The sequence below is a fragment of the Salmonella sp. SAL00670 genome, from assembly GCF_046552235.1.
In the GTDB taxonomy this organism is placed as follows: Bacteria; Pseudomonadota; Gammaproteobacteria; order Enterobacterales; family Enterobacteriaceae; genus Salmonella; species Salmonella enterica.
Window position 1 is genome coordinate 71,419 of sequence record NZ_JBGDUO010000006.1, and the last position, 23,797, is coordinate 95,215.

At 54.3% G+C, this 23,797-nt stretch carries 21 protein-coding genes; 4 read left to right on the top strand and 17 right to left on the bottom strand.

Going from position 1 to position 23,797, the window contains the following annotated elements; all coding sequences use genetic code 11:
- Positions 1-68 precede the first annotated feature (68 nt).
- From nuoL to lrhA, 13 genes are all read right to left on the bottom strand, one after another.
- Positions 69-1,910 (bottom strand): NADH-quinone oxidoreductase subunit L, encoded by a 1,842-nt coding sequence (gene nuoL, locus ACLJRS_RS18430; RefSeq protein WP_001056577.1) that lies wholly within the window; start codon positions 1,908-1,910, stop codon positions 69-71.
- Positions 1,907-2,209, bottom strand: coding sequence for an NADH-quinone oxidoreductase subunit NuoK (nuoK, locus tag ACLJRS_RS18435; RefSeq protein ID WP_000612687.1), 303 nt, complete (start codon positions 2,207-2,209; stop codon positions 1,907-1,909). The genes nuoL and nuoK overlap by 4 nt, the downstream gene beginning before the upstream one ends.
- Entirely contained in the window at positions 2,206-2,760 is a 555-nt protein-coding gene (gene nuoJ, locus ACLJRS_RS18440; RefSeq protein WP_000393522.1) for an NADH-quinone oxidoreductase subunit J, read from the bottom strand. Before nuoJ ends, nuoK begins: the two co-directional genes overlap by 4 nt.
- Before the next feature lie 10 nt (positions 2,761-2,770).
- Positions 2,771-3,313: an NADH-quinone oxidoreductase subunit NuoI gene (nuoI, locus tag ACLJRS_RS18445; protein WP_000172747.1), complete on the bottom strand. Its 543-nt coding sequence runs from the start codon at positions 3,311-3,313 to the stop codon at positions 2,771-2,773.
- 14 nt (positions 3,314-3,327) lie between these two features.
- Positions 3,328-4,305: an NADH-quinone oxidoreductase subunit NuoH gene (nuoH, locus tag ACLJRS_RS18450; RefSeq protein WP_000118515.1), complete on the bottom strand. Its 978-nt coding sequence runs from the start codon at positions 4,303-4,305 to the stop codon at positions 3,328-3,330.
- Positions 4,302-7,028: an NADH-quinone oxidoreductase subunit NuoG gene (gene nuoG, locus ACLJRS_RS18455; RefSeq protein ID WP_001669162.1), complete on the bottom strand. Its 2,727-nt coding sequence runs from the start codon at positions 7,026-7,028 to the stop codon at positions 4,302-4,304. The genes nuoH and nuoG overlap by 4 nt, the downstream gene beginning before the upstream one ends.
- A 30-nt stretch (positions 7,029-7,058) precedes the next feature.
- A complete protein-coding gene (gene nuoF / locus ACLJRS_RS18460; RefSeq protein WP_000800048.1) occupies positions 7,059-8,396 on the bottom strand; it encodes an NADH-quinone oxidoreductase subunit NuoF in 1,338 nt (445 codons plus the stop codon).
- Positions 8,393-8,893 carry an NADH-quinone oxidoreductase subunit NuoE gene (gene nuoE / locus ACLJRS_RS18465; RefSeq protein ID WP_000545038.1) on the bottom strand — a complete coding sequence of 167 codons (501 nt, stop codon included), beginning with the start codon at positions 8,891-8,893 and terminating at the stop codon, positions 8,393-8,395. Before nuoE ends, nuoF begins: the two co-directional genes overlap by 4 nt.
- Positions 8,894-8,895: 2 nt before the next feature.
- On the bottom strand, positions 8,896-10,698 hold the full coding sequence (gene nuoC / locus ACLJRS_RS18470; protein ID WP_000247855.1) for an NADH-quinone oxidoreductase subunit C/D: 1,803 nt from the start codon (positions 10,696-10,698) through the stop codon (positions 8,896-8,898).
- Positions 10,699-10,784: 86 nt separating this feature from the next.
- On the bottom strand, positions 10,785-11,447 hold the full coding sequence (nuoB, locus tag ACLJRS_RS18475; RefSeq protein WP_000386728.1) for an NADH-quinone oxidoreductase subunit NuoB: 663 nt from the start codon (positions 11,445-11,447) through the stop codon (positions 10,785-10,787).
- Positions 11,448-11,462: 15 nt separating this feature from the next.
- Positions 11,463-11,906, bottom strand: coding sequence for an NADH-quinone oxidoreductase subunit NuoA (gene nuoA / locus ACLJRS_RS18480; RefSeq protein ID WP_000062993.1), 444 nt, complete (start codon positions 11,904-11,906; stop codon positions 11,463-11,465).
- A 394-nt stretch (positions 11,907-12,300) separates the two neighbouring features.
- On the bottom strand, positions 12,301-12,453 hold the full coding sequence (locus tag ACLJRS_RS18485; protein ID WP_012512845.1) for a hypothetical protein: 153 nt from the start codon (positions 12,451-12,453) through the stop codon (positions 12,301-12,303).
- Between the two features lie 79 nt (positions 12,454-12,532).
- Positions 12,533-13,471 carry a transcriptional regulator LrhA gene (lrhA, locus tag ACLJRS_RS18490; protein ID WP_000606288.1) on the bottom strand — a complete coding sequence of 313 codons (939 nt, stop codon included), beginning with the start codon at positions 13,469-13,471 and terminating at the stop codon, positions 12,533-12,535.
- A gap of 931 nt (positions 13,472-14,402) precedes the next feature.
- On the opposite strand from lrhA, the gene alaA reads away from it, so the two are divergent.
- Together alaA and yfbR are read left to right on the top strand one after the other, a co-directional pair.
- Positions 14,403-15,617, top strand: coding sequence for an alanine transaminase AlaA (gene alaA, locus ACLJRS_RS18495; RefSeq protein ID WP_000074540.1), 1,215 nt, complete (start codon positions 14,403-14,405; stop codon positions 15,615-15,617).
- 93 nt (positions 15,618-15,710) lie between these two features.
- Positions 15,711-16,310, top strand: coding sequence for a 5'-deoxynucleotidase (yfbR, locus tag ACLJRS_RS18500; RefSeq protein ID WP_000813882.1), 600 nt, complete (start codon positions 15,711-15,713; stop codon positions 16,308-16,310).
- Positions 16,311-16,415: 105 nt separating this feature from the next.
- Here the strand turns inward: yfbR and ACLJRS_RS18505 are convergent, their stop codons facing one another.
- The 4 genes from ACLJRS_RS18505 to yfbV all read right to left on the bottom strand — a co-directional run bounded on the left by ACLJRS_RS18505 (position 16,416) and on the right by yfbV (position 20,021).
- Positions 16,416-18,242 carry an SLC13 family permease gene (locus ACLJRS_RS18505; RefSeq protein ID WP_001012856.1) on the bottom strand — a complete coding sequence of 609 codons (1,827 nt, stop codon included), beginning with the start codon at positions 18,240-18,242 and terminating at the stop codon, positions 16,416-16,418.
- A 76-nt stretch (positions 18,243-18,318) separates the two neighbouring features.
- Positions 18,319-18,996: a sugar phosphatase gene (locus tag ACLJRS_RS18510; protein ID WP_001555201.1), complete on the bottom strand. Its 678-nt coding sequence runs from the start codon at positions 18,994-18,996 to the stop codon at positions 18,319-18,321.
- The gene (locus ACLJRS_RS18515) at positions 18,989-19,483 is read right to left on the bottom strand and encodes a YfbU family protein (protein WP_000426135.1); all 495 of its coding nucleotides are present in this window, start codon (positions 19,481-19,483) and stop codon (positions 18,989-18,991) included. The genes ACLJRS_RS18510 and ACLJRS_RS18515 overlap by 8 nt, the downstream gene beginning before the upstream one ends.
- 82 nt (positions 19,484-19,565) lie before the next feature.
- Positions 19,566-20,021, bottom strand: a complete 456-nt coding sequence (yfbV, locus tag ACLJRS_RS18520) for a terminus macrodomain insulation protein YfbV (protein ID WP_000106617.1) — start codon at positions 20,019-20,021, stop codon at positions 19,566-19,568.
- A gap of 339 nt (positions 20,022-20,360) precedes the next feature.
- Here yfbV and ackA point away from each other — a divergent pair, with 339 nt between their 5' ends.
- Positions 20,361-21,563 carry an acetate kinase gene (gene ackA, locus ACLJRS_RS18525; protein WP_000095689.1) on the top strand — a complete coding sequence of 401 codons (1,203 nt, stop codon included), beginning with the start codon at positions 20,361-20,363 and terminating at the stop codon, positions 21,561-21,563.
- Positions 21,564-21,639: 76 nt separating this feature from the next.
- On the top strand, positions 21,640-23,784 hold the full coding sequence (gene pta / locus ACLJRS_RS18530) for a phosphate acetyltransferase (RefSeq protein WP_000086692.1): 2,145 nt from the start codon (positions 21,640-21,642) through the stop codon (positions 23,782-23,784).
- The last annotated feature ends 13 nt before the right edge of the window (positions 23,785-23,797 follow it).

Sequence of the window (23,797 nt, forward strand, 5' to 3'; positions counted from 1 at the left end):
TTATTCCTTTTTAAGGCCTCTGACAGAGGCCTGATTTTCAACGAATTTGGATAAAATTCACTTTACGATCAACGCAGTACCATCAACAGCGCCAGCACCACAACCGCGCCGATGCTCATGGATGCCACATACCAGCGCAAATAACCGTTCTCGCTCAGTACCAGGCCTTTGCCTGCAAAACGGGAAAGGATAGCCGGAATGTTCATCAACGCATTAAGCGGGTCGCGCTTCAGCAGCCAGGCGATACCGAGGAATGGCTTGACGAATACTTTGTCGTACAACCAGTCAAAGCCCCAGGCGTTATACCACCAGGTCCCCAGCAGACGGCCCGGCGCGCTGTTGGCGATCGACGTCACCAGCGTGCGTTTACCCAGCCACAGCCATGCGGCAATCAGGATGCCGGCAATCGCCACTACGCCAGAGGTAATTTCCAGGGTCAACACACGACCATGCGCCAGTTCAGTTGTCTGCGGCAGTACCCCCTGCAATGGCGGCACAATCAGCGCGCCAACAAAGGTAGACAGAATCATCAGGACAATCAGCGGCAGATGGTGGGTAATCCCCTTCCCTGCATGAGCATGAATTTGTTCTTTACCGTGGAATACGATGAAAATCATCCGGAAGGTGTACAGGGAGGTCATGAACGCGCCGACCAGACCTGCCACCATCAGATTGATATGGCCGTTCGCCATCGCCCCGGCCAGGATCTCATCCTTACTGAAGAAGCCCGCAGTGACCAGCGGCAGCGCCGACAGCGCCGCGCCGCCCACCAGGAAGCAGGCATACACCAGCGGAATGGACTTACGCAGACCGCCCATCTTAAAGATGTTCTGTTCGTGATGGCAGGCCAGAATTACCGAGCCGGAGGCCAGGAACAGTAGCGCTTTAAAGAAGGCGTGCGTCATCAGGTGGAAAATCGCCGCATCCCACGCCTGTACGCCCAGCGCCAGGAACATGTAGCCAATCTGGCTCATGGTGGAATAGGCCAGCACGCGTTTGATGTCGGTCTGCACCAGCGCGGCGAAACCTGCCATTACCAGCGTAATCGCCCCGATAATGCCCACCAGATGCAGAATTTCCGGGGTCATCAGGAACAGACCATGGGTACGAGCGATCAGGTAGACACCGGCGGTCACCATGGTGGCGGCGTGGATCAGCGCGGAGACCGGCGTCGGACCGGCCATCGCGTCGGCAAGCCAGGTCTGCAACGGTAGCTGCGCAGATTTACCGACCGCGCCGCCCAGCAGCATCAGCGTCGCCCACATCAGCATGTTGTTGCCGTCAGCAAAGTGCGCTGGCGCCAGCTCGACCATTTCGCGGAAGTTCAGCGTGCCCAGTTCGTTGTAGAGGATGAACAGCGCGAAGGCGAGGAATACGTCACCGACACGGGTCACCACGAAGGCTTTCATTGCCGCCGCGCCATTCTTCGGATCGCTGTAATAGAAGCCGATCAACAGATAAGAGCACAGGCCCACGCCTTCCCAGCCGAGGTACATCAACAGCAGGTTATCGGACAGCACCAGAACAACCATGCTGGCGATAAACAGGTTGGTATAAGCGAAGAAGCGGGAGTAGCCCTCTTCCCCACGCATGTACCAGGAAGCGAACATGTGGATCAGGAAGCCGACGCCGGTGACCACAGAGAGCATGGTCAGCGACAGGCCGTCCAGCACCAGGTTAAAACCGATGTTGAAGTTACCGACCGACATCCACGTCCACAGCGGCTGGCTGAACGCCTGTTTGCCGTTGGCGAAGAAATCCATCCCGACAAACGCTGTCACCAACGCCGCCAGACCAACGGAGCCCACGCCAATGGTCGCGGAGAGATTTTCCGACCAGCGTCCGCGAGAGAACGCCAGCAGTACAAAGCCAATCAATGGCAGAATAATGGTTAAGGCAAGCATGTTCATCCACGCATCTCACTTACTGAATCGATGTTCAGGTTCTGGCGACGGCGATGGAGTTGCAGCAACAGCGCAAGTCCAATACTCGCTTCCGCAGCCGCAAGGCTGATGGCGAGAATGTACATCACCTGACCATCGGTCTGGCCCCAGTAGCTCCCGGCGACCACAAAGGCCAGCGCGGAGGCGTTAATCATGATTTCCAGCCCGATCAGCATAAACAGCAGATTGCGGCGGATAACCAGACCGGTTAAACCCAGGACGAATAAAATCGCAGCGAGGATCAGTCCGTGTGTTAAGGGGATCATGCGCGCTCCTCCGTTTTTCTTTTCGCGCGGTCATCGGCGCGGTTGCTTAGCACTTCGCCCGCACGCTCTTCACGACCGACGTGGAACGCCACCACCAGGCCTGCCAGCAGCAGCATAGACGCCAGTTCGACCGCCAGAACATAAGGCCCGAACAGCGTAATGCCCACCGCTTTCGCGCTAATCGGCGTGCCGTCGATGCCCTGGTCGTTAACGCCCAGAATGGCGTACACAATGACCGCCAGCATAATGGCCGACAAAACCGCCGGACCAATCCACACCTGCGGCTTCAGCCACTGGCGTTCCTGTTCGATTTCGCTGCCGCCGAGGTTGAGCATCATCACCACGAACACAAACAGCACCATGATGGCGCCTGCGTAGACGATAATTTCCAGCGCACCGGCAAAATAAGCGCCCAGCGAAAAGAACACCCCGGAAATCGCCAGTAGCGATATCACCAGATACAACAGCGCGTGTACCGGATTGGTATGGGTGATCACTCGCAGGGTCGCGAGGATGGCTATCAGGCCACAGATATAAAAAGCGAATTCCATTGCCCTCTCCTTACGGTAACAGGCTCTTGACGTCGATAGGCTTGGCTTCGTTCTCTGCTTCGCCTTTATCTTTGCCGTCGATTGCCATACCCGCCATCCGGTAGAAGTTATATTCCGGGTATTTGCCCGGACCGGAAATCAGCAGATCCTCTTTTTCGTACACCAGATCCTGACGTTTGTATTCGCCCAGTTCGAAGTCCGGGGTCAACTGAATCGCCGTGGTCGGGCACGCTTCTTCGCACAGGCCGCAGAAGATGCAGCGTGAGAAGTTAATGCGGAAAAATTCCGGATACCAGCGGCCATCTTTGGTCTCCGCTTTTTGCAGAGAGATACAGCCTACCGGACAGGCTACCGCACACAGGTTACAGGCAACGCAGCGCTCTTCGCCGTCCGGGTCGCGCGTGAGCACGATACGGCCACGGTAACGGGGCGGTAAATAGACCGGCTCTTCCGGATACATCCGCGTTTCGCGTTTGGCGAACGCATGCAGGCCGATCATCCAGATACTGCGTACCTGAGTGCCGAAACCTACTAATAATTCTTTTAAGGTCATGGTCTTTGTGTCCCTTATTGCGCCTGCCACAGAATGACAGCCGCCGTTACCAGCAAGTTGATGAGCGTCAGCGGCAGGCAAACTTTCCAGCCGAAGGACATTACCTGGTCATAACGCGGACGCGGTAACGACGCACGAATCAAAATGAACATCATCATGAAGAACGCGGTTTTCAGCGCGAACCAGACGAATGGCGGTAAGAACGGGCCATGCCAGCCACCGAAGAACAGCGTTACCATCAGCGCGGAAACGGTGACGATACCGATGTACTCCCCCACGAAGAACAGACCGAATTTCATCCCGGAATATTCGATGTGGTAACCGTCCGCCAGTTCCTGCTCGGCTTCCGGCTGGTCAAACGGGTGACGGTGACAGACCGCTACGCCCGCGATGGCGAAAGTAACAAACCCAAAGAATTGCGGAATCACGTTCCACAGATGCGCCTGGTTATTGACGATATCGGTCATATTAAATGAACCGGCCTGCGCCACCACGCCCATCAGGGAAAGACCAAGAAACACTTCATAGCTCACCGTCTGGGCAGACGCGCGCATCGCGCCCAGCAGCGAGTATTTGTTGTTGCTCGACCAACCGGCGAACAGCACCGCGTAAACCGCCAGACCGGCCATCATCAGGAAGAACAAAATCCCGATGTTTAAATCGGCCACCACCCAATTAGGGCTAACCGGCACAATGGCGAAGGAGAGCAGCAGCGAAGTAAACGCGATCATCGGCGCCAGGGTAAAGATGACGCGATCCGAGAATTTCGGGATCCAGTCTTCTTTAAAGAACATCTTGATCATATCCGCGACCAGCTGGAGCGAGCCGCCCCAGCCAACGCGGTTTGGTCCATAACGGTTCTGGAACAGACCCAGCAGACGACGTTCGCCAAAGCTCATGAAGGCCCCGCAGGTGACGACCACCAGCAGAATCACCACCGCTTTGAGAATGCTCAGCAGGATCTCAATCAGATCCGGTGTAATCCAACTCATTGTTGCGCCTCCCGCAGATCCTCAAGACGCGCGCCAGCCAGAACCGGCGCGATGCCAGGCATACCCATCGGCAGCCCTACCTGCCCTGCCGCTAACCCTTCAGAGATTTCAACCGACAGCGTCACCGTATTGCCATCGTAGCTAAAGGAGACGCGCGTCCCGGCATTGACGCCCAACTTCGCGGCATCCGCCGGGTTAAGTTTGATATACGGCTGCGGCATACGGCTCTGGAAGACCGGAGAACGCTGAGACAATTCGTCGCTGCCAAACAGGTGGTAATACGGCGCAATACGCCACTGACCGTCCTGCGCCTGGAAGCTTGCCGGCACGGTAGTGAAATAATCCAGACCGCCCTCAGTCGCTTCAATCAAACGCACGCCCGGATCGCCGTGACGCAGTTTGCCGCCCACTTCATCCTGGAATTTGTTCCACGCCTGCGGGGAGTTCCAGCCCGGCGCCCAGGCGAACGGAATTTCAGATCGCGGGGCAGTCGGTTGGTTATTCCCTTCCATCGAGAAGGCGAACATGGTGTCTTTATCCTGCGGCTGACGTGGTTCATGCACGCTGATATTGGCGCGCATCGCCGTACGACCGCTGTAACGATGCGGTTCGCGCGCCAGCTTCTGCCCACGAATGCGGAAGGTCGCATCCGGCGCGGCGTCTTTAATGCCGGCAAATTGCGGCATGGCGGCAATGACCGCGTCGATCACGTGGTCAAGCTGAGTCCAGTCCACTTCGCGGTTTTCGACGGTGCTGTGCAGCGAATGCAGCCAGCGCCAGCTTTCCAGCATAATCGTCTTGTTATCGTAGTAGGCCGGATCATAAACCTGGAAGAAGCGCTGCGCGCGGCCTTCGTTGTTGATGACCGTACCATCGCTTTCGGCGAAGCTTGCCGCGGAAAGCACCAGATGCGCGTTTTCCATAATCGCCGTGCGCTGATGGTCAACCACCATCACCAGCGGCGCTTTGGCGAGCGCAGCGTTCACGCGCGTAGCGCTTGCATGACGGTGGAGATCGTTTTCCAGCACCACCACGGCGTCCGCGCTGCCGGTTTCCAGCTCGCCCAACGCATCATCAAGCGAACCGCCGCCCATCATACCCAGCCCCATGCTGTTCACGGAGCGGGCAATCATAGTAATACCGACGTCGGCGCCACGGCCTTTCAGCGCTTTCGCCACGTTGGCGGCCGCCTGAATCACCTCACTGCTACCGGCGTTAGTGCCGGAGATAATCAGCGGTTTTTTCGCGCCGGCCAACGCCTGCACAATGACATCAATTTTGTTTTGTAAGTCGCTGTCGATACCGTCAACCGCAGGCGCCGTATTGTCCAGCGCATGGGCAATCGCAAAGCCCAGGCGCGCCTGATCTTCCACCGGCGCGCGATAGGTCCAGGCGGCGATATCATCCAGACGGGTGTCATCCACGTTGGTCACGAACAGCGGATGTTTGGCACGCTGGCCGATGTTAAGGATGGCCGCAATCTGCCAGTCGGCCACTTTCTGCGCCGCCGCCATTTCACGCGCTTTACCTTTCACCGCCTGGCGTACCGCCAGCGCAACGCGCGCGCCGGTCTGGGTAACGTCTTCGCCCAATACCAGTACCGCGTCATAAGATTCGATCTCCCGCAGCGCCGGGGTGTAAATGCCGCCTTCACGCAGCACTTTCAGCGCCAGTTGCAGACGTTCCTGCTCGCCGCGCGCGATACCTGTGTAGAAGTTTTCCGCACCAACCAGCTCACGCAGCGCAAAGTTGCTCTCAATGCTGGCGCGTGGCGAACCGATACCGATCACTTTCTTCGACTGGCGCAGAATATCCGCCGCGCCCTGCATCGCCTGCTCGGCGTTGAGAGTAATAAAGTCATCGCCGCGGCGCTGAACCGGCTGACGCGGACGGTCTTTCAGGTTCACATAGCCATAGCCGAAACGACCGCGGTCGCAGAGGAAGTAGTGGTTAACGGTACCGTTGTAACGGTTTTCGATACGGCGTAATTCGCCATAGCGCTCGCCCGGGCTGATGTTACAGCCGATGGAACACTGCTGGCAGATGCTCGGCGCAAACTGCATGTCCCATTTACGGTTGTAACGCTCGGAGTGCGTTTTATCGGTGAAGACGCCGGTCGGGCAAATCTCGACCAGGTTACCGGAGAATTCGCTTTCCAGCGTACCGTCTTCCGGACGCCCGAAGTAGACGTTGTCATGCGCGCCATAGACGCCCAGATCGGTGCCGTCGGCATAATCTTTGTAGTAACGCACACAACGGTAGCAGGCGATGCAGCGGTTCATTTCGTGCGAGATGAACGGCCCCAGATCCTGGTTGCGGTGGGTACGTTTGGTGAAACGGTAGCGGCGGAAACTATGCCCCGTCATCACGGTCATATCCTGAAGATGGCAGTTACCGCCCTCTTCACAGACCGGACAGTCGTGCGGGTGGTTAGTCATCAGCCACTCCACCACGCTTTCACGGAACTGTTTCGCTTCTTCGTCGTCAATAGAGATAAAGGTACCGTCGGTGGCTGGCGTCATACAGGACATCACCAGGCGACCACGCGTATCTTCCGCGTTTTGGTATTGCTTCACCGCACACTGGCGGCAAGCACCGACGCTTCCCAGCGCCGGGTGCCAGCAAAAATACGGAATATCAAGGCCGAGGGACAGACATGCCTGTAGCAGGTTGTCCGCGCCGTTGACCTCGTATTCTTTGCCGTCTACATGAATCGTAGCCATTAGCATGCTTCCAAATTAAAAATCGTTAACTCACCAGCGCTCTTTGAGCAGGTTCGGCTGAATACCATTGATTAAATGGGTATTGCTGAACGGCTGCTTGATGCCAGCTTCGAATTCTTCGCGGAAATACTTAATTGCGCTTTGCAGTGGCTCAACCGCGCCCGGCGCATGCGCGCAGAAGGTTTTACCCGGTCCGAGGAAACGACACAGTTGCTCAAGTGTCTCGATATCCCCCGGCTGGCCTTCGCCACGCTCCAGCGCGCGCAGAATTTTCACGCTCCACGGCAGCCCGTCGCGGCATGGCGTACACCAGCCGCAGGATTCGCGGGCAAAGAACTCTTCCAGGTTACGCACCAGCGATACCATGCCGATTTCGTGGTCTACCGCCATCGCCAGCGCAGTGCCCAAACGGCTGCCTGCTTTACCGATACTTTCGAACTCCATCGGCAGGTCAAGATGCGCCTCGGTCAGGAAGTCGGTTCCCGCCCCGCCCGGTTGCCAGGCTTTGAATTTCAGGCCATCGCGCATACCGCCCGCGTAGTCTTCAAGGATCTCGCGCGCGGTGGTGCCGAACGGTAATTCCCACAGGCCCGGATTCTTCACGCGGCCCGAGAAGCCCATCAGCTTGGTACCCGCATCTTTGCTTTTCGAGATGTTCTGGTACCACTCCACGCCGTTGGCGAGGATTGCCGGGACGTTACACAACGTTTCGACGTTATTCACACAGGTCGGCTTGCCCCATACGCCGGAGGTCGCCGGGAAGGGCGGCTTGGAGCGCGGGTTCGCGCGGCGGCCTTCGAGGGAGTTAATCAGCGCCGTTTCTTCACCACAGATGTAACGCCCTGCCCCGGTGTGGACAAACAGTTCAAAGTCGAACCCGGTGCCCATGATATTTTTGCCAAGCAGCCCGGCCTCGGTTGCTTCAGCAATCGCACGGCGCAGATGTACAGCCGCTTCGATATATTCGCCGCGCAGGAAGATGTAACCACGATACGCTTTCAGCGCGAACGCGGAGATCAGCATGCCTTCCACCAGCAGGTGCGGCAGTTGTTCCATCAGCAGACGGTCTTTATAGGTGCCCGGTTCCATTTCATCGGCGTTACACAGCAGGTAACGGATGTTCATGGATTCATCTTTCGGCATCAGGCTCCACTTCAGACCGGTGGAAAAGCCCGCGCCGCCGCGCCCTTTCAGACCGGCGTCTTTTACCTGGCTGACGATTTCATCCGGAGACAGGCCGGTCAGCGCCTTACGCGCGCCTTCGTAGCCGTTTTTGCTACGATATTCATCCAGCCAGACCGGCTGTTTGTCATCGCGCAGACGCCAGGTCAGCGGATGGGTTTCGGGAGTACGGATAACGTTTTTCATTTATACCGCTCCAGTAGTTCAGGAATGGCTTCCGGGGTCAGATGGCTGTGAGTATCCTCATCAATCATCATGTTCGGCCCTTTATCGCAATTCCCCAGGCAGCAGGTCGGCAGCAGCGTAAAGCGACCATCAAAGGTCGTCTGCCCCGGTTTGATGTTGAGATTTTTTTCCAGCGCGGCCTGAATCCCCTGATAGCCGGTGATATGGCACACCACGCTGTCGCAGTAGCGAATCACGTGGCGACCGACCGGCTGACGGAAGATCTGGCTGTAGAATGTGGCGACGCCTTCGACGTCGCTCGCCGGAATACCCAACACATCGGCAATAGCGTAGATCGCGCCGTCCGGCACCCAGCCACGCTGCTTCTGAACGATTTTCAGCGCTTCAATGGACGCCGCACGCGGGTCTTCGTAGTGGTGCTTCTCGTGCTCTATCGCTTCACGCTCTGCCGCACTCAGCTCAAAAGCCTCGGTTTGTGGTTGTTGATTCTCGTGCATAATTAGCGGTCCACATCTGACATAACAAAATCGATACTACCCAGATAGACAATCAGGTCGGAGACCAGGCTACCGCGGATCGCCGAGGGAATCTGCTGCAGGTGCGCAAAGCTCGGCGTGCGCACGCGGGTACGGTAGCTCATAGTGCTGCCGTCGCTGGTCAGGTAGTAACTGTTAATCCCCTTCGTCGCTTCCACCATCTGGAAGGACTCCTGCGCCGGCATCACCGGGCCCCAGGAGACCTGCAGGAAGTGGGTGATCAGGGTTTCGATATGTTGCAGCGTGCGCTCTTTCGGCGGCGGCGTGGTCAGCGGGTGATCCGCTTTGAACGGCCCTTCCGGCATGTTATCGAGGCACTGCTGAAGAATGCGCAGACTCTGGCGCAGCTCTTCCACTTTCAGCATCACGCGGGTATAGCAGTCGGAAACGCCGCCGCCCACCGGCACTTCAAAGTCAAAGTTTTCGTAGCCAGAGTATGGACGCCATTTACGTACGTCGAAGTCGATCCCGGTCGCGCGCAGCCCTGCGCCGGTGGTGCCCCACTCCAGCGCCTCTTTCGCGCCGTAAGCGGCAACGCCCTGCGAACGCCCTTTCAGAATAGTGTTACGCAGCGCGGCTTTCTCGTAAGAATCCAGACGCTTCGGCATCCACTCAAGGAACTCTCGCAGCAGGCGATCCCAACCGCGCGGCAAGTCGTGCGCGACGCCGCCGATACGGAACCAGGCCGGGTGCATACGGAAACCGGTAATGGCTTCCACCAGGTCATAAATTTTCTGCCGGTCGGTAAAGGCAAAGAAGACCGGCGTCATCGCGCCGACGTCCTGAATAAAGGTCGAGATGTACAGCAGATGACTGTTAATGCGGAACAGTTCGGAGAGCATCACGCGGATGACGTTCACACGATCCGGGACGGTGATCCCTGCCAACTTTTCTACCGCCAGCACGTACGGCATTTCATTGACGCAACCACCGAGGTATTCGATACGGTCGGTATAGGGAATGTAGCTATGCCAGGACTGGCGCTCGCCCATTTTTTCGGCGCCGCGGTGGTGATAGCCGATATCCGGCACGCAGTCGACGATTTCTTCACCGTCAAGTTGCAGGATAATACGAAACGCACCGTGCGCAGACGGGTGGTTCGGGCCGAGGTTGAGGAACATAAAGTCCTCGTTGTCAGTCCCGCGCTTCATCCCCCAGTCTTCCGGCTTAAAGGTCAGCGCTTCCATTTCCAGATCCTGCTTGGCTTTGGTCAGCTCAAACGGGTCGAATTCGGTCGCGCGCGCCGGATAATCTTTACGCAGCGGATGGCCTTCCCAGGTTTGCGGCATCATGATGCGCGTCAGGTGCGGGTGGCCTTCGATATCAATACCAAACATCTCCCAGGTCTCACGCTCGTACCAGTTGGCGTTAGGGAAAAGTTTAGTGAAGGTCGGCACGCGCAGGTCGTTTTCAGACAACGCCACCTTGAGCATGATATCGCGATTACGCTCAATGGAAATCAGGTGGTAGAAAACGGAAAAATCCGCGGCGGGTAACCCGTCACGGTGCGTACGCAGGCGTTCATCCATGCCGTGTAAGTCAAACAGCATGACGTAAGGTTTCGGCAGTTTCTTTAAGAAATCGCCAACCTCCAGTAGTTGTTCACGCTTGACCCAAACAACGGGGATACCGGTGCGGGTCGCCTGAACGGTAAAGGCATCCGGCCCAAAACGGTTGCGCAGTTCGCCGATAACCGGATCATCAAGATGATCGCGGGTACTCCATGCAGCGTCTTGCGCGGTTAAGTCGGTCATATTGTTCACCATTGCAAATGGTCCGTGGTGGTCGGCAGTGCTTCGCGCTATTAAAATAGTGGTTAGCGAAGTGAAGTGCTGCTGCCGACAGGCGCAAATTAAATCTCGTCCGGGGTACGCAGGTTCGTGACGGCAATACGCTCGCCGCGTTTACGTTCGCGTTCTGGCTGCATATTGGCGCGATACACGCCCTGATCGCCCACCACCCATGAGAGCGGACGGCGCTCTTTGCCAATCGATTCTTGCAGCAGCATCAACGCCTGCATATACGCTTCCGGACGCGGCGGACAGCCAGGGATATACACATCCACCGGGATGAACTTATCAACGCCCTGCACTACCGAATAAATATCGTACATACCGCCGGAGTTGGCGCAGGCGCCCATAGAAATGACCCATTTTGGCTCCAGCATTTGGTCATACAGACGCTGAATAACCGGGGCCATTTTGGTAAAGCAGGTACCGGCCACCACCATCAGGTCAGCCTGACGTGGCGACGCACGCAGCACTTCCGCGCCGAAACGGGCAACGTCATGCACTGCGGTAAAAGAGGTCACCATCTCTACATAGCAGCAAGAAAGGCCGAAGTTGTAGGGCCAAATTGAGTTTTTACGGCCCCAGTTAACCATGTCATGCAGTTTGCCCATGAACACGTTTTTGTTAACTTCCTGCTCCAGGGGGTCGGTTACGATCTCCTGTTTTTGCAGGGGGTAACGGTCATTCTCACCGTTAGGATCTATGCGGGTGAGCGTATAATCCATCTTAATGCCTCGCGGTTAGCGTTGACGATTAGCGATACTGTTCGTTTCCGGGTTCATACGCTCGCGGCGTGAACGCGCGGGCGTCCAGTCCAACGCGCCAATACGCGCCAGATAAACCAGACCAGCCAGTAACACAAAAATAAAAATTGCAGCTTCCACAAAGCCAACCCAGCCGCTTTCGCGGATAGAAGTCGACCATGCGAACAGATACAGCGCTTCAACGTCGAAGATAACGAAGAACATGGCTACCAGGTAAAACTTGGCAGACAGGCGTAAGCGGGCGGTGCCGACCGAGTCGATACCTGATTCAAACGGAACGTTCTTGTGCCTCGCGCGTGCGCGACCGCCCAAAAACCAACCGCCTACCAGCATCAGGCAGCACAGGCCAATGGCAACGATAAGAAAGATAGCGAATGCCCAGTGATGAGCGATGACTTCAGTGGATGTTGACATACTCATTGCTTACTCATCAAAAGTAGCGCCAGTTTCTCTGCTCTTTACGGCAGATGGACGCCACATCGATTCATGGGGAGGAATAAAAAAAACCCTACAATTACTGTAGAAAATGATAAAAACAGCTAATTGATGTGGTTTTTTACTCCTTTCTATAACCTTTTGTCAACTTTAACAAAAGTTCCTTCACATTAATTTACATCAATTCATCACCATTAACATTAAGTGCCATCCTGGAGAAAATGACTCTTCGGCCAGGGGGGATTTTATGTTGTTGAATCGTGTCCGTTGTGAAGCAAAAGAAATAACACACACCTATTTTGACAGGAATTTGTGAAGATGCCTCCCCCTAAATGGGAGTATTTTCTTGATCTGTGACACGCTTTTGTTAATTCACCCCCTAAAACAGCAACAATTTCTCTAGTTTTTTAACATGCAAATTCATAAAATGGACGTTCTGGTTATTTTTTACCCACATTGAACTGCGAATCGCTACTGGCTGATTTACCGCAACTTTTACAATTTGTGCGGTTAAGCGCGTACAGATGGGCACAAAAAAAGAGCCACTGAGCGTTTTTTCATCGCCAGCGGCTCTTTTTTACATTTACGACTTAGCGCCTTTTGCCTGCGAGCTACTCAAAACCCCCTTCCACCATCAGCGGATCATCTCCACCCTCTGCAGAAAACTGGTTGTAATGCCATGGGTTTTGATAGCTTTCCATCGCATGGAAAATCACCATCGCCAGCTCGTTCTGGCTATTGGGATCGCGGCACAACAGATATTCCGTATCCGGCAAAGGCGGTAATCCGTCTGCGGCGCCCAGCACGCGAAGGTCGGGACTCATCATTTCGACAGGTCGAGCCGTTACGCCAAGACCGGCTTTAACGGCCGCGCGTACCGCCGGTAATGTAGACGCCACATAGGCCAGCCGCCAGGGAATACCCGCTGCATTTAGCGTCTCCAGCACCATATCGCGGAATGGACTGGGATCGTCCAGCAGGACTAGTGGTACGGGCTCTCCCCTTTGCAAAACATACTCAGCCGCACAATACCAATGGGTGGGCGAGGTCCGCAAATTCAGACAGTCCAGCGAATGAGGTTGGTTAGTCGTCACCACCAAATCTACTTCCTGCGATTTAACCATGTCCACCATATAGGCGTTGCGTTTTACCCGTACATCAAGCGCGAGTTTCGGATAAACCGAGCTGATTCGGCTAAGCAAAAAAGGCAGGATAGTATCAGCTGATTCATCAGAAGCGCCGATTGTTAACACTCCCTGAAGATTACTGAACATTAATGATGAACACGCCTCATCATTAAAACGCAGGATTTTTCTGGCGTACCCCAGAAGCTGGATACCGTGTTCGGTCAAAAGTTTGTTACGGCCATGGCGGGCGAACAATTCCTTTCCCACGAGTTGCTCAAGACGCTGCATTTGCTGACTGACCGCAGACTGAGTACGACATACCGCCGCCGCCGCCGCGGCGAAGGTGTTCAGATCGGCAACGGCCACGAACGTTCTCAGCAGATCGAGATCGAGGTTAATTATCGGACGATTTGCATTTATCATAATTTTTCACTTACTGGCGGGTCATATCGGGCTGACCTGGTTAATGCTGTGCATTCAGAAACAAGCAATTCCATTTGTAATGTGCATCCTTCGCAGTACCGCCTGGTTACCCAGGTAAATGTTAGAATGTAATTGAAAATACGACCAAAACACTTCTCTTACTTACTGATATAATACCAAATGCAACTGATCGGGATATATCAAAGAGAATGTGTCATACCTTTAGGCGTCTACAGATTTCTGCTAATGATGGACGTGTAAATCTTGTAACAGCGTCAAATAGTTTACCGAGACGCACAGATACAAAAACAATATATTGAACAATAGGTTATGTATAAAATCGCGTCATGAAAATTAGCAGACAACGCAGACTACGCCCCCGTTTCGGATCATTATCTTAACCTAAAACCGCTATATTTATAAGTATTATTACGAATAATCTTAACCTTGGATATGTTATACTAATCGGACCAGAAAGATATTATTACGACTTTAGTAAATGCTTTTTAAATATTAAATAATAATTAATTAAGATTTCTACCATTCATTAATTATACTTAACAATAGTTTCACACCCCCCGCCGCCGGAAAGGTCTAACCTTCTCATTTTACCTTTAATACTCAGTATTTCCGAAATAGCCAGCGCGACACTAATGATGAATGCTTATCTCTCATAAAACAGATAATTTCTGACAACATAAAAAACCACATTACGCGCAATCACATAGAATAAAACACTATACATACAAACAAAAATAGAAAATGCATCTAACCAAATGATTTTATGAAGTTTTAAACAGCACGAAAGCGCGTTAAAAATAAACAAAATCTTCTTCTGTTCACTCTTCAAAACTCACCGTCGTGGGAGTACATTGTTTCGTGCTGACTTCCACGGCAGGGAGTGGCAATAACAGCTAAAAGGTCAAGATTCATGTCCCCCATTGAAAAATCCAGCAAACTCGAAAATGTCTGTTATGACATTCGTGGCCCCGTTCTGAAAGAAGCGAAACGCCTTGAGGAAGAAGGTAATAAAGTTCTTAAACTGAATATCGGCAACCCCGCCCCCTTCGGATTCGAAGCGCCGGACGAAATTCTGGTCGATGTCATTCGTAATTTGCCGACGGCGCAAGGATATTGCGACTCGAAAGGGCTTTATTCTGCCCGTAAAGCGATTATGCAGCATTATCAGGCCCGTGGAATGCGCGATGTAACCGTGGAAGATATCTATATCGGTAACGGCGTTTCCGAGCTGATCGTTCAGGCGATGCAGGCGTTGCTTAACAGTGGCGATGAAATGCTGGTTCCCGCGCCCGATTATCCGTTATGGACAGCGGCGGTATCGCTCTCCAGCGGCAAGGCGGTACATTATCTTTGCGATGAATCTTCCGACTGGTTCCCGGACCTTGACGATATCCGCGCCAAAATCACCCCACGTACGCGTGGTATTGTCATTATTAATCCAAACAACCCTACTGGCGCCGTCTATTCTAAAGAATTGTTGATGGAAATTGTCAACATTGCGCGCGAGCATAATCTCATCATCTTCGCCGATGAAATTTATGACAAGATTCTCTATGACGATGCCGAGCATCACTCTATCGCCGCACTGGCACCTGATCTGCTGACCATCACCTTTAATGGGTTGTCTAAAACCTATCGCGTCGCCGGCTTCCGCCAGGGCTGGATGGTGCTGAACGGGCCGAAAAAACATGCGAAGGGCTATATTGAAGGGCTGGAGATGTTAGCCTCAATGCGCCTGTGCGCCAACGTCCCGGCGCAACATGCTATTCAGACCGCGCTCGGCGGCTATCAAAGCATTAGCGAATTTATTCTGCCGGGCGGTCGACTGTATGAACAGCGTAACCGAGCCTGGGAGTTGATTAACGATATTCCCGGCGTTTCCTGCGTAAAACCGCGCGGCGCGTTGTACATGTTCCCCAGGATCGACGCTAAACGTTTTAATATTCACGACGACCAGAAGATGGTGCTGGACTTCCTGCTACAGGAAAAGGTGCTGCTGGTGCAAGGTACCGCCTTTAACTGGCCGTGGCCGGATCACTTCCGCATTGTGACGCTACCGCGTGAAGATGACCTGGAGATGGCCATCAACCGTTTTGGGCGTTTCCTCTCAGGTTACCATCAATAATCTTAAATTCAGGCTACTTCGGTAGCCTGAATTGCATCTTCATCACCCTCCCCGCACAATGAAGTCTGCCGCAGTGAAAACAAAAGGTAATCTATGAAGCAGAGCCATTTTTTCGCCCATCTCTCCCGCATGAAGTTGATTAACCGCTGGCCGCTGATGCGTAACGTGCGTACGGAAAACGTCTCCGAACATAGTCTGCAGGTGGCGATGGTCGCCCACGCGTTGGCGGCGATAAAAAACCGTAAATTTGGCGGCCAGCTCAATGCTGAACGCATCGCGCTTCTGGCGATGTATCATGATGCCTCGGAAGTACTGACCGGCGATCTGCCAACGCCGGTAAAATATTTTAATTCCCAGATAGCCCAGGAATATAAAGCGATCGAAAAAATCGCCCAGCAAAAGCTGGTTGATATGGCACCGGATGAATTACGCGATATTTTCGCACCACTTATTGATGAGAATGCCTGGAGCGAAGAAGAACAGGCAATCGTAAAACAGGCCGATGCGCTTTGCGCCTACCTGAAATGCCTGGAGGAGCTCTCAGCAGGAAACAATGAGTTTGGACTGGCAAAAACGCGGCTGGAAAAAACGCTGGAATTACGTCGCAGCCAGGAGATGGACTATTTTATGGCGGTGTTCGTACCAAGTTTCCATCTCTCTCTTGACGAGATAAGCCAGGATTCACCGCTTTAAACGGTTGTGCCGGATGGCGACGTCAACGTCTTATCCGGCCTGGACGTAGCGTGATACCCGTAGGCCTGATAAGCGTAGCGCCATCAGGCCTTTTCCTGTCTGGGGTTAAAACGGAAACAACATCGGAATCATCACAATACAAACCGCCATCACAATAAGCGTGAACGGCACGCCAAGCTTCACAAAATCGCTAAAGCTATAGTTTCCCGGCCCCAGAACCAGAGTATTCACCGGCGATGAAACCGGCGTCATAAAGGCGGCGGATGCCGCCATCGCCACCGCCATCGCAAACGGATAGGGCGACACCCCCATCGATTTCGCCGCCGCCAGCGCAATCGGCGCCATCAGCACCGCCGTTGCCGTGTTAGAAATGAACAGTCCTATGACGGCGCACAGCACGAACAGGCATCCCAGCATCATATACGGCCCATAGCCGCCGCCGATATCCATTAATCCTTGCACGACCAGAGAGACGCCGCCGGTTTTTTGCAACGCCAGCGCAAACGGCATCATACCCACAATCAAGATAATACTCGGCCAGTGGATCGCTTTATACGCGCTTTCAGCATCAATACAGCGAAATTTCCCCATCAGCAGGCAGGCGATAATCGCCGCGATCGGGTTGGGAATTTCATCGGTCAACATCAGCGCCACCATCAGTACCAGGCAGAAAATGGCGTGCGGCGCCTGGCTGTGCGCAGGAGAGGCTTCGCTGACCTCGACCGGCATATTCAGCACCACAAAGTCGCGGCCTTTTTGCCCCAGCAGGCTGATTAACTTCCAGTTCCCCACAACCAGAATGATATCGCCCATCAATAACGGTTCATCGGCCAGCGATCCTTCCAGCGCGACGCCGTCGCGTTTCAGGCCGACCACATTCAGCCCGTAACGTGTACGGAAGGCGATTTCACGCACCGACTTGCCTATCAGTTCAGACTCCGGAATAAGCGAAATTTCCGCCATGCCAACATCCAACGCCTGATCGGAAAAATATTCTCCACGCAATACCATCGGTTCCAGCAGTTGCTCGGCGCAGAACTCTCTGAGGTCAACCTCCGCCGCCGACATATCAATCAGCAGAACGTCGCGAGCGCGAAACTCCGATACGCCGTTCACATTGACGATAACCCGCCGAAAGCGCCGCCAGCGTTCAACGCCGATGACATTGGCGCCGTAACGTTCGCGCAGTTTAAGGTCGTCCAGCCGCTGTCCCACCATCGGCGAACCGGGGCGAATCGCCAGACGCCGAGCGCGCCCCGTCAGACGGTACTCGCGGATAAGATCGCGGAAAGTGCGACGCTTACCGGCCTGTTGTCCGGGCGCATCGCCTTTTAGCATGAAGCGCATCACCAGCATATAAACAATGCCGAGCGCCAACACCACTATCCCCAGCGGCGTCACGCTAAAAAAGTTGAACCCGTGCAGGCCTTCACGCAGCAGTTCACTGTTAACCACCAGGTTCGGCGGCGTCGCCACCAGCGTCATCATTCCGCTGATAAGCCCGGCAAAACTCAGCGGCATCATCAGGCGCGAAGGCGAGGTCTGCATATGCATAGAAACGCTAAGAACAACGGGGATAAAAATCGCCACCACGCCGGTTGAACTCATGAAAGCGCCAAGTCCGGCGACGGTGATCATCAGTAAAACCAGCATTTTGATTTCACTGCTGCCCGCCATTTTAACCAGCCAGGTACCGACCACCGTCGCAACGCCGGTGCGCACGAGGCCGTCGCCAATAATAAATAAGGCGGCGATAAGAATGACATTCGGATCGCTAAAGCCGGAGAAGGCTTCCGGAAGGGTCAAGGTACCGCTAAGGACAAAAGCAACAATGACGAATAAAGCCACCGCATCCATACGTACTTTGCCCGTCGCAAACAACACGACGGCAATCGCCAGTAAAGAGAGAACCCAAATCAATTCACCGTTCACAACATATCCTTGTCAGATGAGAAGATAACGCGATTCTGCCATAAATATGCCCCGCCAAAGCGGGGCGATATCATGATCAGGTCTTTCTTAACACCACCACATCGCCGTTTGGTTGTTTAGCGACCGATAATTGCGTCAGACTATCCAACGCAAAATCAACATCCGCCAGACGCGGCGTGTCGGCCGGCGCATTGACCGCAATGACGTGGCAGCCCGCAGCCAGTCCGGACAGCACGCCAGCCGGGGCATCTTCTACTACGACGCACTCCTGAGGGGCCAGGCCAAGCAGTTGTGCGCCCAGCAAATACGCATCCGGCTCCGGTTTGCCGCGTTTGACTCGTTCGGCGGTGACAAACACCTCTGGCGCTGGAAGGCCCGCGACCTGATGGCGCGCACGCGCGACCGGCATTGAACCGGAGGTGACGATAGCCCACGGAATGCCCGCTTTATTCAGGTGATTGAGTAAATCGACTGCCCCCGGCAACGCGGTGATCCCTGCGGTTTCAGTGGCTTCTATTTGCTCCAGGCGCGTAAACTCAGCGGCAATTTCCGCCTCCGATTTACCCGCCATAAAATGCCGCAACGAGGTGATCGCCTGTTTGCCATGAATAAAGCCCAGCACCTCATCATGAGCAAGGTTAAAACGATCGGCCCAGCTACACCACGCGCGTTCGACGGCAGGTAATGAGTCAACCAACGTTCCATCCAGATCAAACAGAAAACCTTTACACTGCACGCGAGCCTCCTCAGGCATTAATGATTTGATTGATTTCATTCGCGCTCAGGTGGTACTGACGCGGGCAGGCATGCCAGACATTCAACATCCGCTGGTATTTTTCCCACATCGGCGTCTGGGCATTAAAGCCGTGTGTCCCGGCGTCAAAGTGAGTGTAGCGTCCTTCTATATTCACCATAAAACGGACATAGCCGAGGTAGCGCGCTTCCGTCGCGGCGTCAAACCCCAGGAAGGTGACGCGACGTTCGTCGATAGCTTGCGTATCTTTGAGGTTGGTCCAGGAGACGTGCAGCGCATGGTACATCTCCATAATATCGATGATGGTACGACAGGTCTCTTCCGTCAGCTCGCCAAACTCGCGATCCAGCTCGCGCATCTGCAGGCCGTAGCCGCGTTCAATAATTGTTTGTAAGCGACGGTAACGCTCGGCGTTGGTGGGATCGAGCATCGTCATCATTTTGTACTGGTTAGACAAAATCAGACGTTGCGCGTTGGTCATTTCCATTTTGAACTCCTGTATCACGCTATGGCGATGAAAAAAAGAAGGCATTGGTATGCCTTCTTTTATATGCGTAATCCGGGGTCAATTACAAATCATCCAGGAAAGTTTTATCCAGTTGTTTGAAGGCGCGCTTAAGCGTGTCAGCTAATGCCTGGTAATCCGGCTTTCCTTCTACCGGCGCCAGCGCTTGTCCAGCCTCCTGCAATTTACCGCGAACTTCGTAAAACCAGTTGAGGATTGAAGGCGGCAATGGCGTCACGGAACGTTTCCCTAACCACCATAATCCCTGCATGGGCAAGCTCAGGGCGAACAGAGCGGTCGCCACGGCCGGGCCTAACTGACCGCCCAGCGCTATCTGCCAGCATAACGTAAAGACGGCGACAGGCGGCATAAATCGTATGGCATAGCGCGTCATACGAATGACGCGGTTTTCGACGAAAACGGGCGCCAGCCGCTTTTCCATCGGCCACGTCTTCGCGTAGTGCTGCCCCCGGCGAAATAAGCTAAAAAAATTTACGGAGCGATTATCCGGTGTCGACATGGCCTACCTCAACTTCACATATAAAATTTAAAAAATTTGTGCAAAACAACAACTGCGAGGGACAACGTTCAAAACATTTTGTCTTCGATACCCACTATCAGGTATCCTGTGTCGGCCTGTCAAAGGCCGGTAGTTTAAAATCATTGAGTCGTCAATATTACACATAGTATGCCATTGGCTGAAAAATACGCAAAATGGCATAGACTCAAAGGTATTTCTTCCATCATGCCCAAAAAAACTCCTGCGCATGATGTTAATCATAAATGTCAGGGCTATCATGCGCTACGCTCTATGGCTCACTGACGTTTTTTTAGCCACGTATCATAAATAGGTACTTCCATGTCGAGTAAGTTAGTACTGGTTCTGAACTGCGGTAGTTCTTCACTGAAATTTGCAATTATTGATGCAGTTAATGGTGATGAATACCTTTCTGGTTTAGCCGAATGTTTCCATCTGCCAGAAGCACGCATCAAATGGAAAATGGACGGCAGTAAACAAGAAGCGGCTTTAGGTGCAGGCGCCGCTCACAGTGAAGCGCTGAACTTTATCGTTAACACTATTCTGGCACAAAAACCAGAACTGTCTGCGCAGTTAACTGCAATTGGTCACCGTATCGTACACGGCGGCGAGAAGTATACCAGCTCCGTAGTCATTGATGAGTCCGTCATTCAGGGCATCAAAGATTCCGCCTCTTTCGCACCGCTGCATAACCCGGCTCACCTGATTGGTATCGCCGAAGCGCTGAAATCTTTCCCGCAGCTGAAAGATAAAAACGTTGCAGTATTCGACACCGCCTTCCATCAGACCATGCCGGAAGAATCTTACCTGTATGCCCTGCCGTACAGCCTGTATAAAGAACACGGCGTTCGTCGCTATGGCGCACACGGCACCAGCCACTTCTATGTAACTCAGGAAGCGGCAAAAATGCTGAACAAGCCGGTAGAAGAACTGAACATTATCACCTGCCACCTGGGCAACGGCGGTTCTGTTTCCGCTATCCGTAACGGTAAATGCGTGGATACCTCTATGGGTCTGACCCCGCTGGAAGGCCTGGTCATGGGTACCCGTTCCGGCGATATCGACCCTGCGATTATCTTCCACCTGCACGACACTCTGGGCATGAGCGTGGATCAGATCAACAAAATGCTGACCAAAGAGTCCGGTCTGCTGGGTCTGACTGAAGTGACCAGCGACTGCCGTTATGTTGAAGACAACTACGCCACCAAAGAAGACGCAAAACGTGCGATGGACGTTTACTGCCACCGCCTGGCGAAGTACATCGGTTCTTACACCGCTCTGATGGACGGTCGTCTGGATGCAGTCGTGTTCACCGGCGGTATCGGTGAAAACGCCGCGATGGTTCGCGAACTGTCTCTGGGTAAACTGGGCGTACTGGGCTTTGAAGTCGACCACGAACGTAACCTGGCGGCCCGCTTCGGCAAATCTGGTTTCATCAACAAAGAAGGTACCCGTCCGGCGGTGGTGATCCCAACCAACGAAGAACTGGTTATCGCGCAGGACGCGAGCCGTCTGACTGCCTGATTTCACACCGCCAGCCTCGCTGGCGGTGCTGTTTTGTAACCCGTCCCCAAAAGACGGTAACGAAAGAGGATAAACCGTGTCCCGTATTATTATGCTGATCCCTACCGGAACCAGCGTCGGCCTGACCAGCGTCAGCCTCGGCGTCATCCGTGCTATGGAACGCAAAGGCGTTCGTCTGAGCGTCTTTAAGCCTATCGCCCAGCCTCGCGCTGGCGGCGATGCGCCTGACCAGACCACCACTATCGTTCGCGCGAACTCTACCCTGCCGGCGGCTGAACCGCTGAAGATGAGCCACGTTGAATCTCTGCTCTCCAGCAACCAGAAAGACGTGCTGATGGAAGAGATCATCGCGAACTACCATGCGAATACCAAAGACGCGGAAGTGGTGCTGGTTGAAGGTCTGGTTCCGACCCGTAAACATCAGTTCGCTCAGTCTCTGAACTATGAAATCGCGAAAACGCTGAATGCGGAAATCGTTTTTGTCATGTCTCAGGGTACCGACACGCCAGAACAGTTAAACGAGCGTATCGAACTGACGCGCAGCAGCTTCGGCGGCGCGAAAAACACCAACATCACCGGCGTTATCATCAACAAACTGAATGCGCCGGTTGATGAACAAGGCCGTACTCGCCCGGATCTGTCGGAGATCTTTGACGACTCTTCCAAAGCGCAGGTGATCAAAATCGATCCTGCTAAACTGCAGGAATCCAGCCCGCTGCCGGTTCTGGGCGCGGTGCCGTGGAGCTTCGACCTGATTGCGACCCGCGCTATCGATATGGCGCGTCACCTGAACGCCACCATCATTAACGAAGGCGATATCAAAACCCGCCGCGTTAAATCCGTCACGTTCTGCGCGCGCAGTATTCCGCATATGCTGGAACATTTCCGCGCAGGCTCGTTGTTAGTGACCTCCGCTGACCGTCCGGACGTACTGGTCGCAGCTTGCCTGGCCGCGATGAACGGCGTAGAAATCGGCGCCCTGCTGCTGACCGGCGGCTATGAAATGGACGCGCGCATTTCTAAACTGTGCGAACGCGCATTCGCCACCGGTCTGCCGGTCTTTATGGTGAACACCAACACCTGGCAGACTTCGCTGAGCCTGCAAAGCTTCAATCTGGAAGTCCCGGTTGATGACCATGAGCGCATCGAGAAAGTTCAGGAATACGTCGCGAACTACGTTAACGCTGAGTGGATCGAGTCGCTGACCGCCACTTCCGAGCGTAGCCGTCGTCTCTCTCCGCCGGCGTTCCGCTACCAACTGACCGAGCTGGCGCGTAAAGCCGGTAAACGCGTGGTGCTGCCGGAAGGCGACGAACCGCGTACCGTCAAAGCGGCGGCAATCTGCGCTGAACGCGGCATCGCCACTTGCGTACTGCTGGGCAACCCGGATGAAATCAACCGCGTCGCGGCATCTCAGGGCGTTGAGCTGGGCGCAGGTATTGAAATCGTCGATCCGGAAGTGGTGCGTGAAAGCTATGTCGCTCGCCTGGTTGAGCTGCGTAAGAGCAAAGGCATGACCGAACCGGTTGCCCGCGAACAGCTGGAAGACAACGTGGTGCTCGGCACGCTGATGCTGGAGCAAGACGAAGTCGACGGCCTGGTTTCCGGCGCGGTTCATACCACCGCCAACACCATCCGTCCGCCGCTGCAGCTTATTAAAACGGCGCCGGGTAGCTCCCTGGTCTCTTCTGTGTTCTTTATGCTACTGCCGGAGCAGGTTTACGTTTACGGCGACTGCGCAATCAACCCAGACCCGACTGCAGAGCAGCTGGCAGAAATCGCGATTCAGTCTGCGGATTCCGCCATTGCCTTCGGCATCGAACCGCGTGTGGCAATGCTCTCCTACTCCACCGGCACCTCTGGCGCGGGCAGCGACGTAGAGAAAGTACGTGAAGCGACGCGTCTGGCGCAGGAAAAACGTCCTGACCTGATGATCGACGGTCCGTTGCAGTACGACGCCGCGGTCATGGCTGACGTAGCGAAATCCAAAGCGCCGAACTCACCGGTTGCGGGTCGCGCTACCGTGTTCATTTTCCCGGATCTGAACACCGGTAACACCACCTACAAAGCGGTACAGCGTTCTGCCGACCTGATCTCCATCGGGCCGATGCTGCAGGGTATGCGCAAGCCGGTGAACGACCTGTCCCGTGGCGCGCTGGTTGACGATATCGTCTATACCATCGCCCTGACGGCAATCCAGGCTTCTCAACAGCAGCAGTAACAGTAAAAGCTAA

Bases quoted from the DNA above. Each gene is read 5' to 3' on its own strand.
- nuoH (WP_000118515.1), bottom strand. From the start codon at position 4,305: ATGAGTTGGATTACACCGGATCTGATTGAGATCCTGCTGAGCATTCTC.
- nuoK (WP_000612687.1), bottom strand. From the start codon at position 2,209: ATGATCCCCTTAACACACGGACTGATCCTCGCTGCGATTTTATTCGTC.
- nuoG (WP_001669162.1), bottom strand. From the start codon at position 7,028: ATGGCTACGATTCATGTAGACGGCAAAGAATACGAGGTCAACGGCGCG.
- ackA (WP_000095689.1), top strand. From the start codon at position 20,361: ATGTCGAGTAAGTTAGTACTGGTTCTGAACTGCGGTAGTTCTTCACTG.
- nuoE (WP_000545038.1), bottom strand. From the start codon at position 8,893: ATGCACGAGAATCAACAACCACAAACCGAGGCTTTTGAGCTGAGTGCG.
- nuoC (WP_000247855.1), bottom strand. From the start codon at position 10,698: ATGGTGAACAATATGACCGACTTAACCGCGCAAGACGCTGCATGGAGT.
- nuoF (WP_000800048.1), bottom strand. From the start codon at position 8,396: ATGAAAAACGTTATCCGTACTCCCGAAACCCATCCGCTGACCTGGCGT.
- lrhA (WP_000606288.1), bottom strand. From the start codon at position 13,471: ATGATAAATGCAAATCGTCCGATAATTAACCTCGATCTCGATCTGCTG.
- nuoI (WP_000172747.1), bottom strand. From the start codon at position 3,313: ATGACCTTAAAAGAATTATTAGTAGGTTTCGGCACTCAGGTACGCAGT.
- yfbR (WP_000813882.1), top strand. From the start codon at position 15,711: ATGAAGCAGAGCCATTTTTTCGCCCATCTCTCCCGCATGAAGTTGATT.
- nuoL (WP_001056577.1), bottom strand. From the start codon at position 1,910: ATGAACATGCTTGCCTTAACCATTATTCTGCCATTGATTGGCTTTGTA.
- nuoB (WP_000386728.1), bottom strand. From the start codon at position 11,447: ATGGATTATACGCTCACCCGCATAGATCCTAACGGTGAGAATGACCGT.
- yfbV (WP_000106617.1), bottom strand. From the start codon at position 20,021: ATGTCGACACCGGATAATCGCTCCGTAAATTTTTTTAGCTTATTTCGC.
- nuoA (WP_000062993.1), bottom strand. From the start codon at position 11,906: ATGAGTATGTCAACATCCACTGAAGTCATCGCTCATCACTGGGCATTC.
- alaA (WP_000074540.1), top strand. From the start codon at position 14,403: ATGTCCCCCATTGAAAAATCCAGCAAACTCGAAAATGTCTGTTATGAC.
- nuoJ (WP_000393522.1), bottom strand. From the start codon at position 2,760: ATGGAATTCGCTTTTTATATCTGTGGCCTGATAGCCATCCTCGCGACC.
- ACLJRS_RS18515 (WP_000426135.1), bottom strand. From the start codon at position 19,483: ATGGAAATGACCAACGCGCAACGTCTGATTTTGTCTAACCAGTACAAA.
- ACLJRS_RS18510 (WP_001555201.1), bottom strand. From the start codon at position 18,996: ATGCCTGAGGAGGCTCGCGTGCAGTGTAAAGGTTTTCTGTTTGATCTG.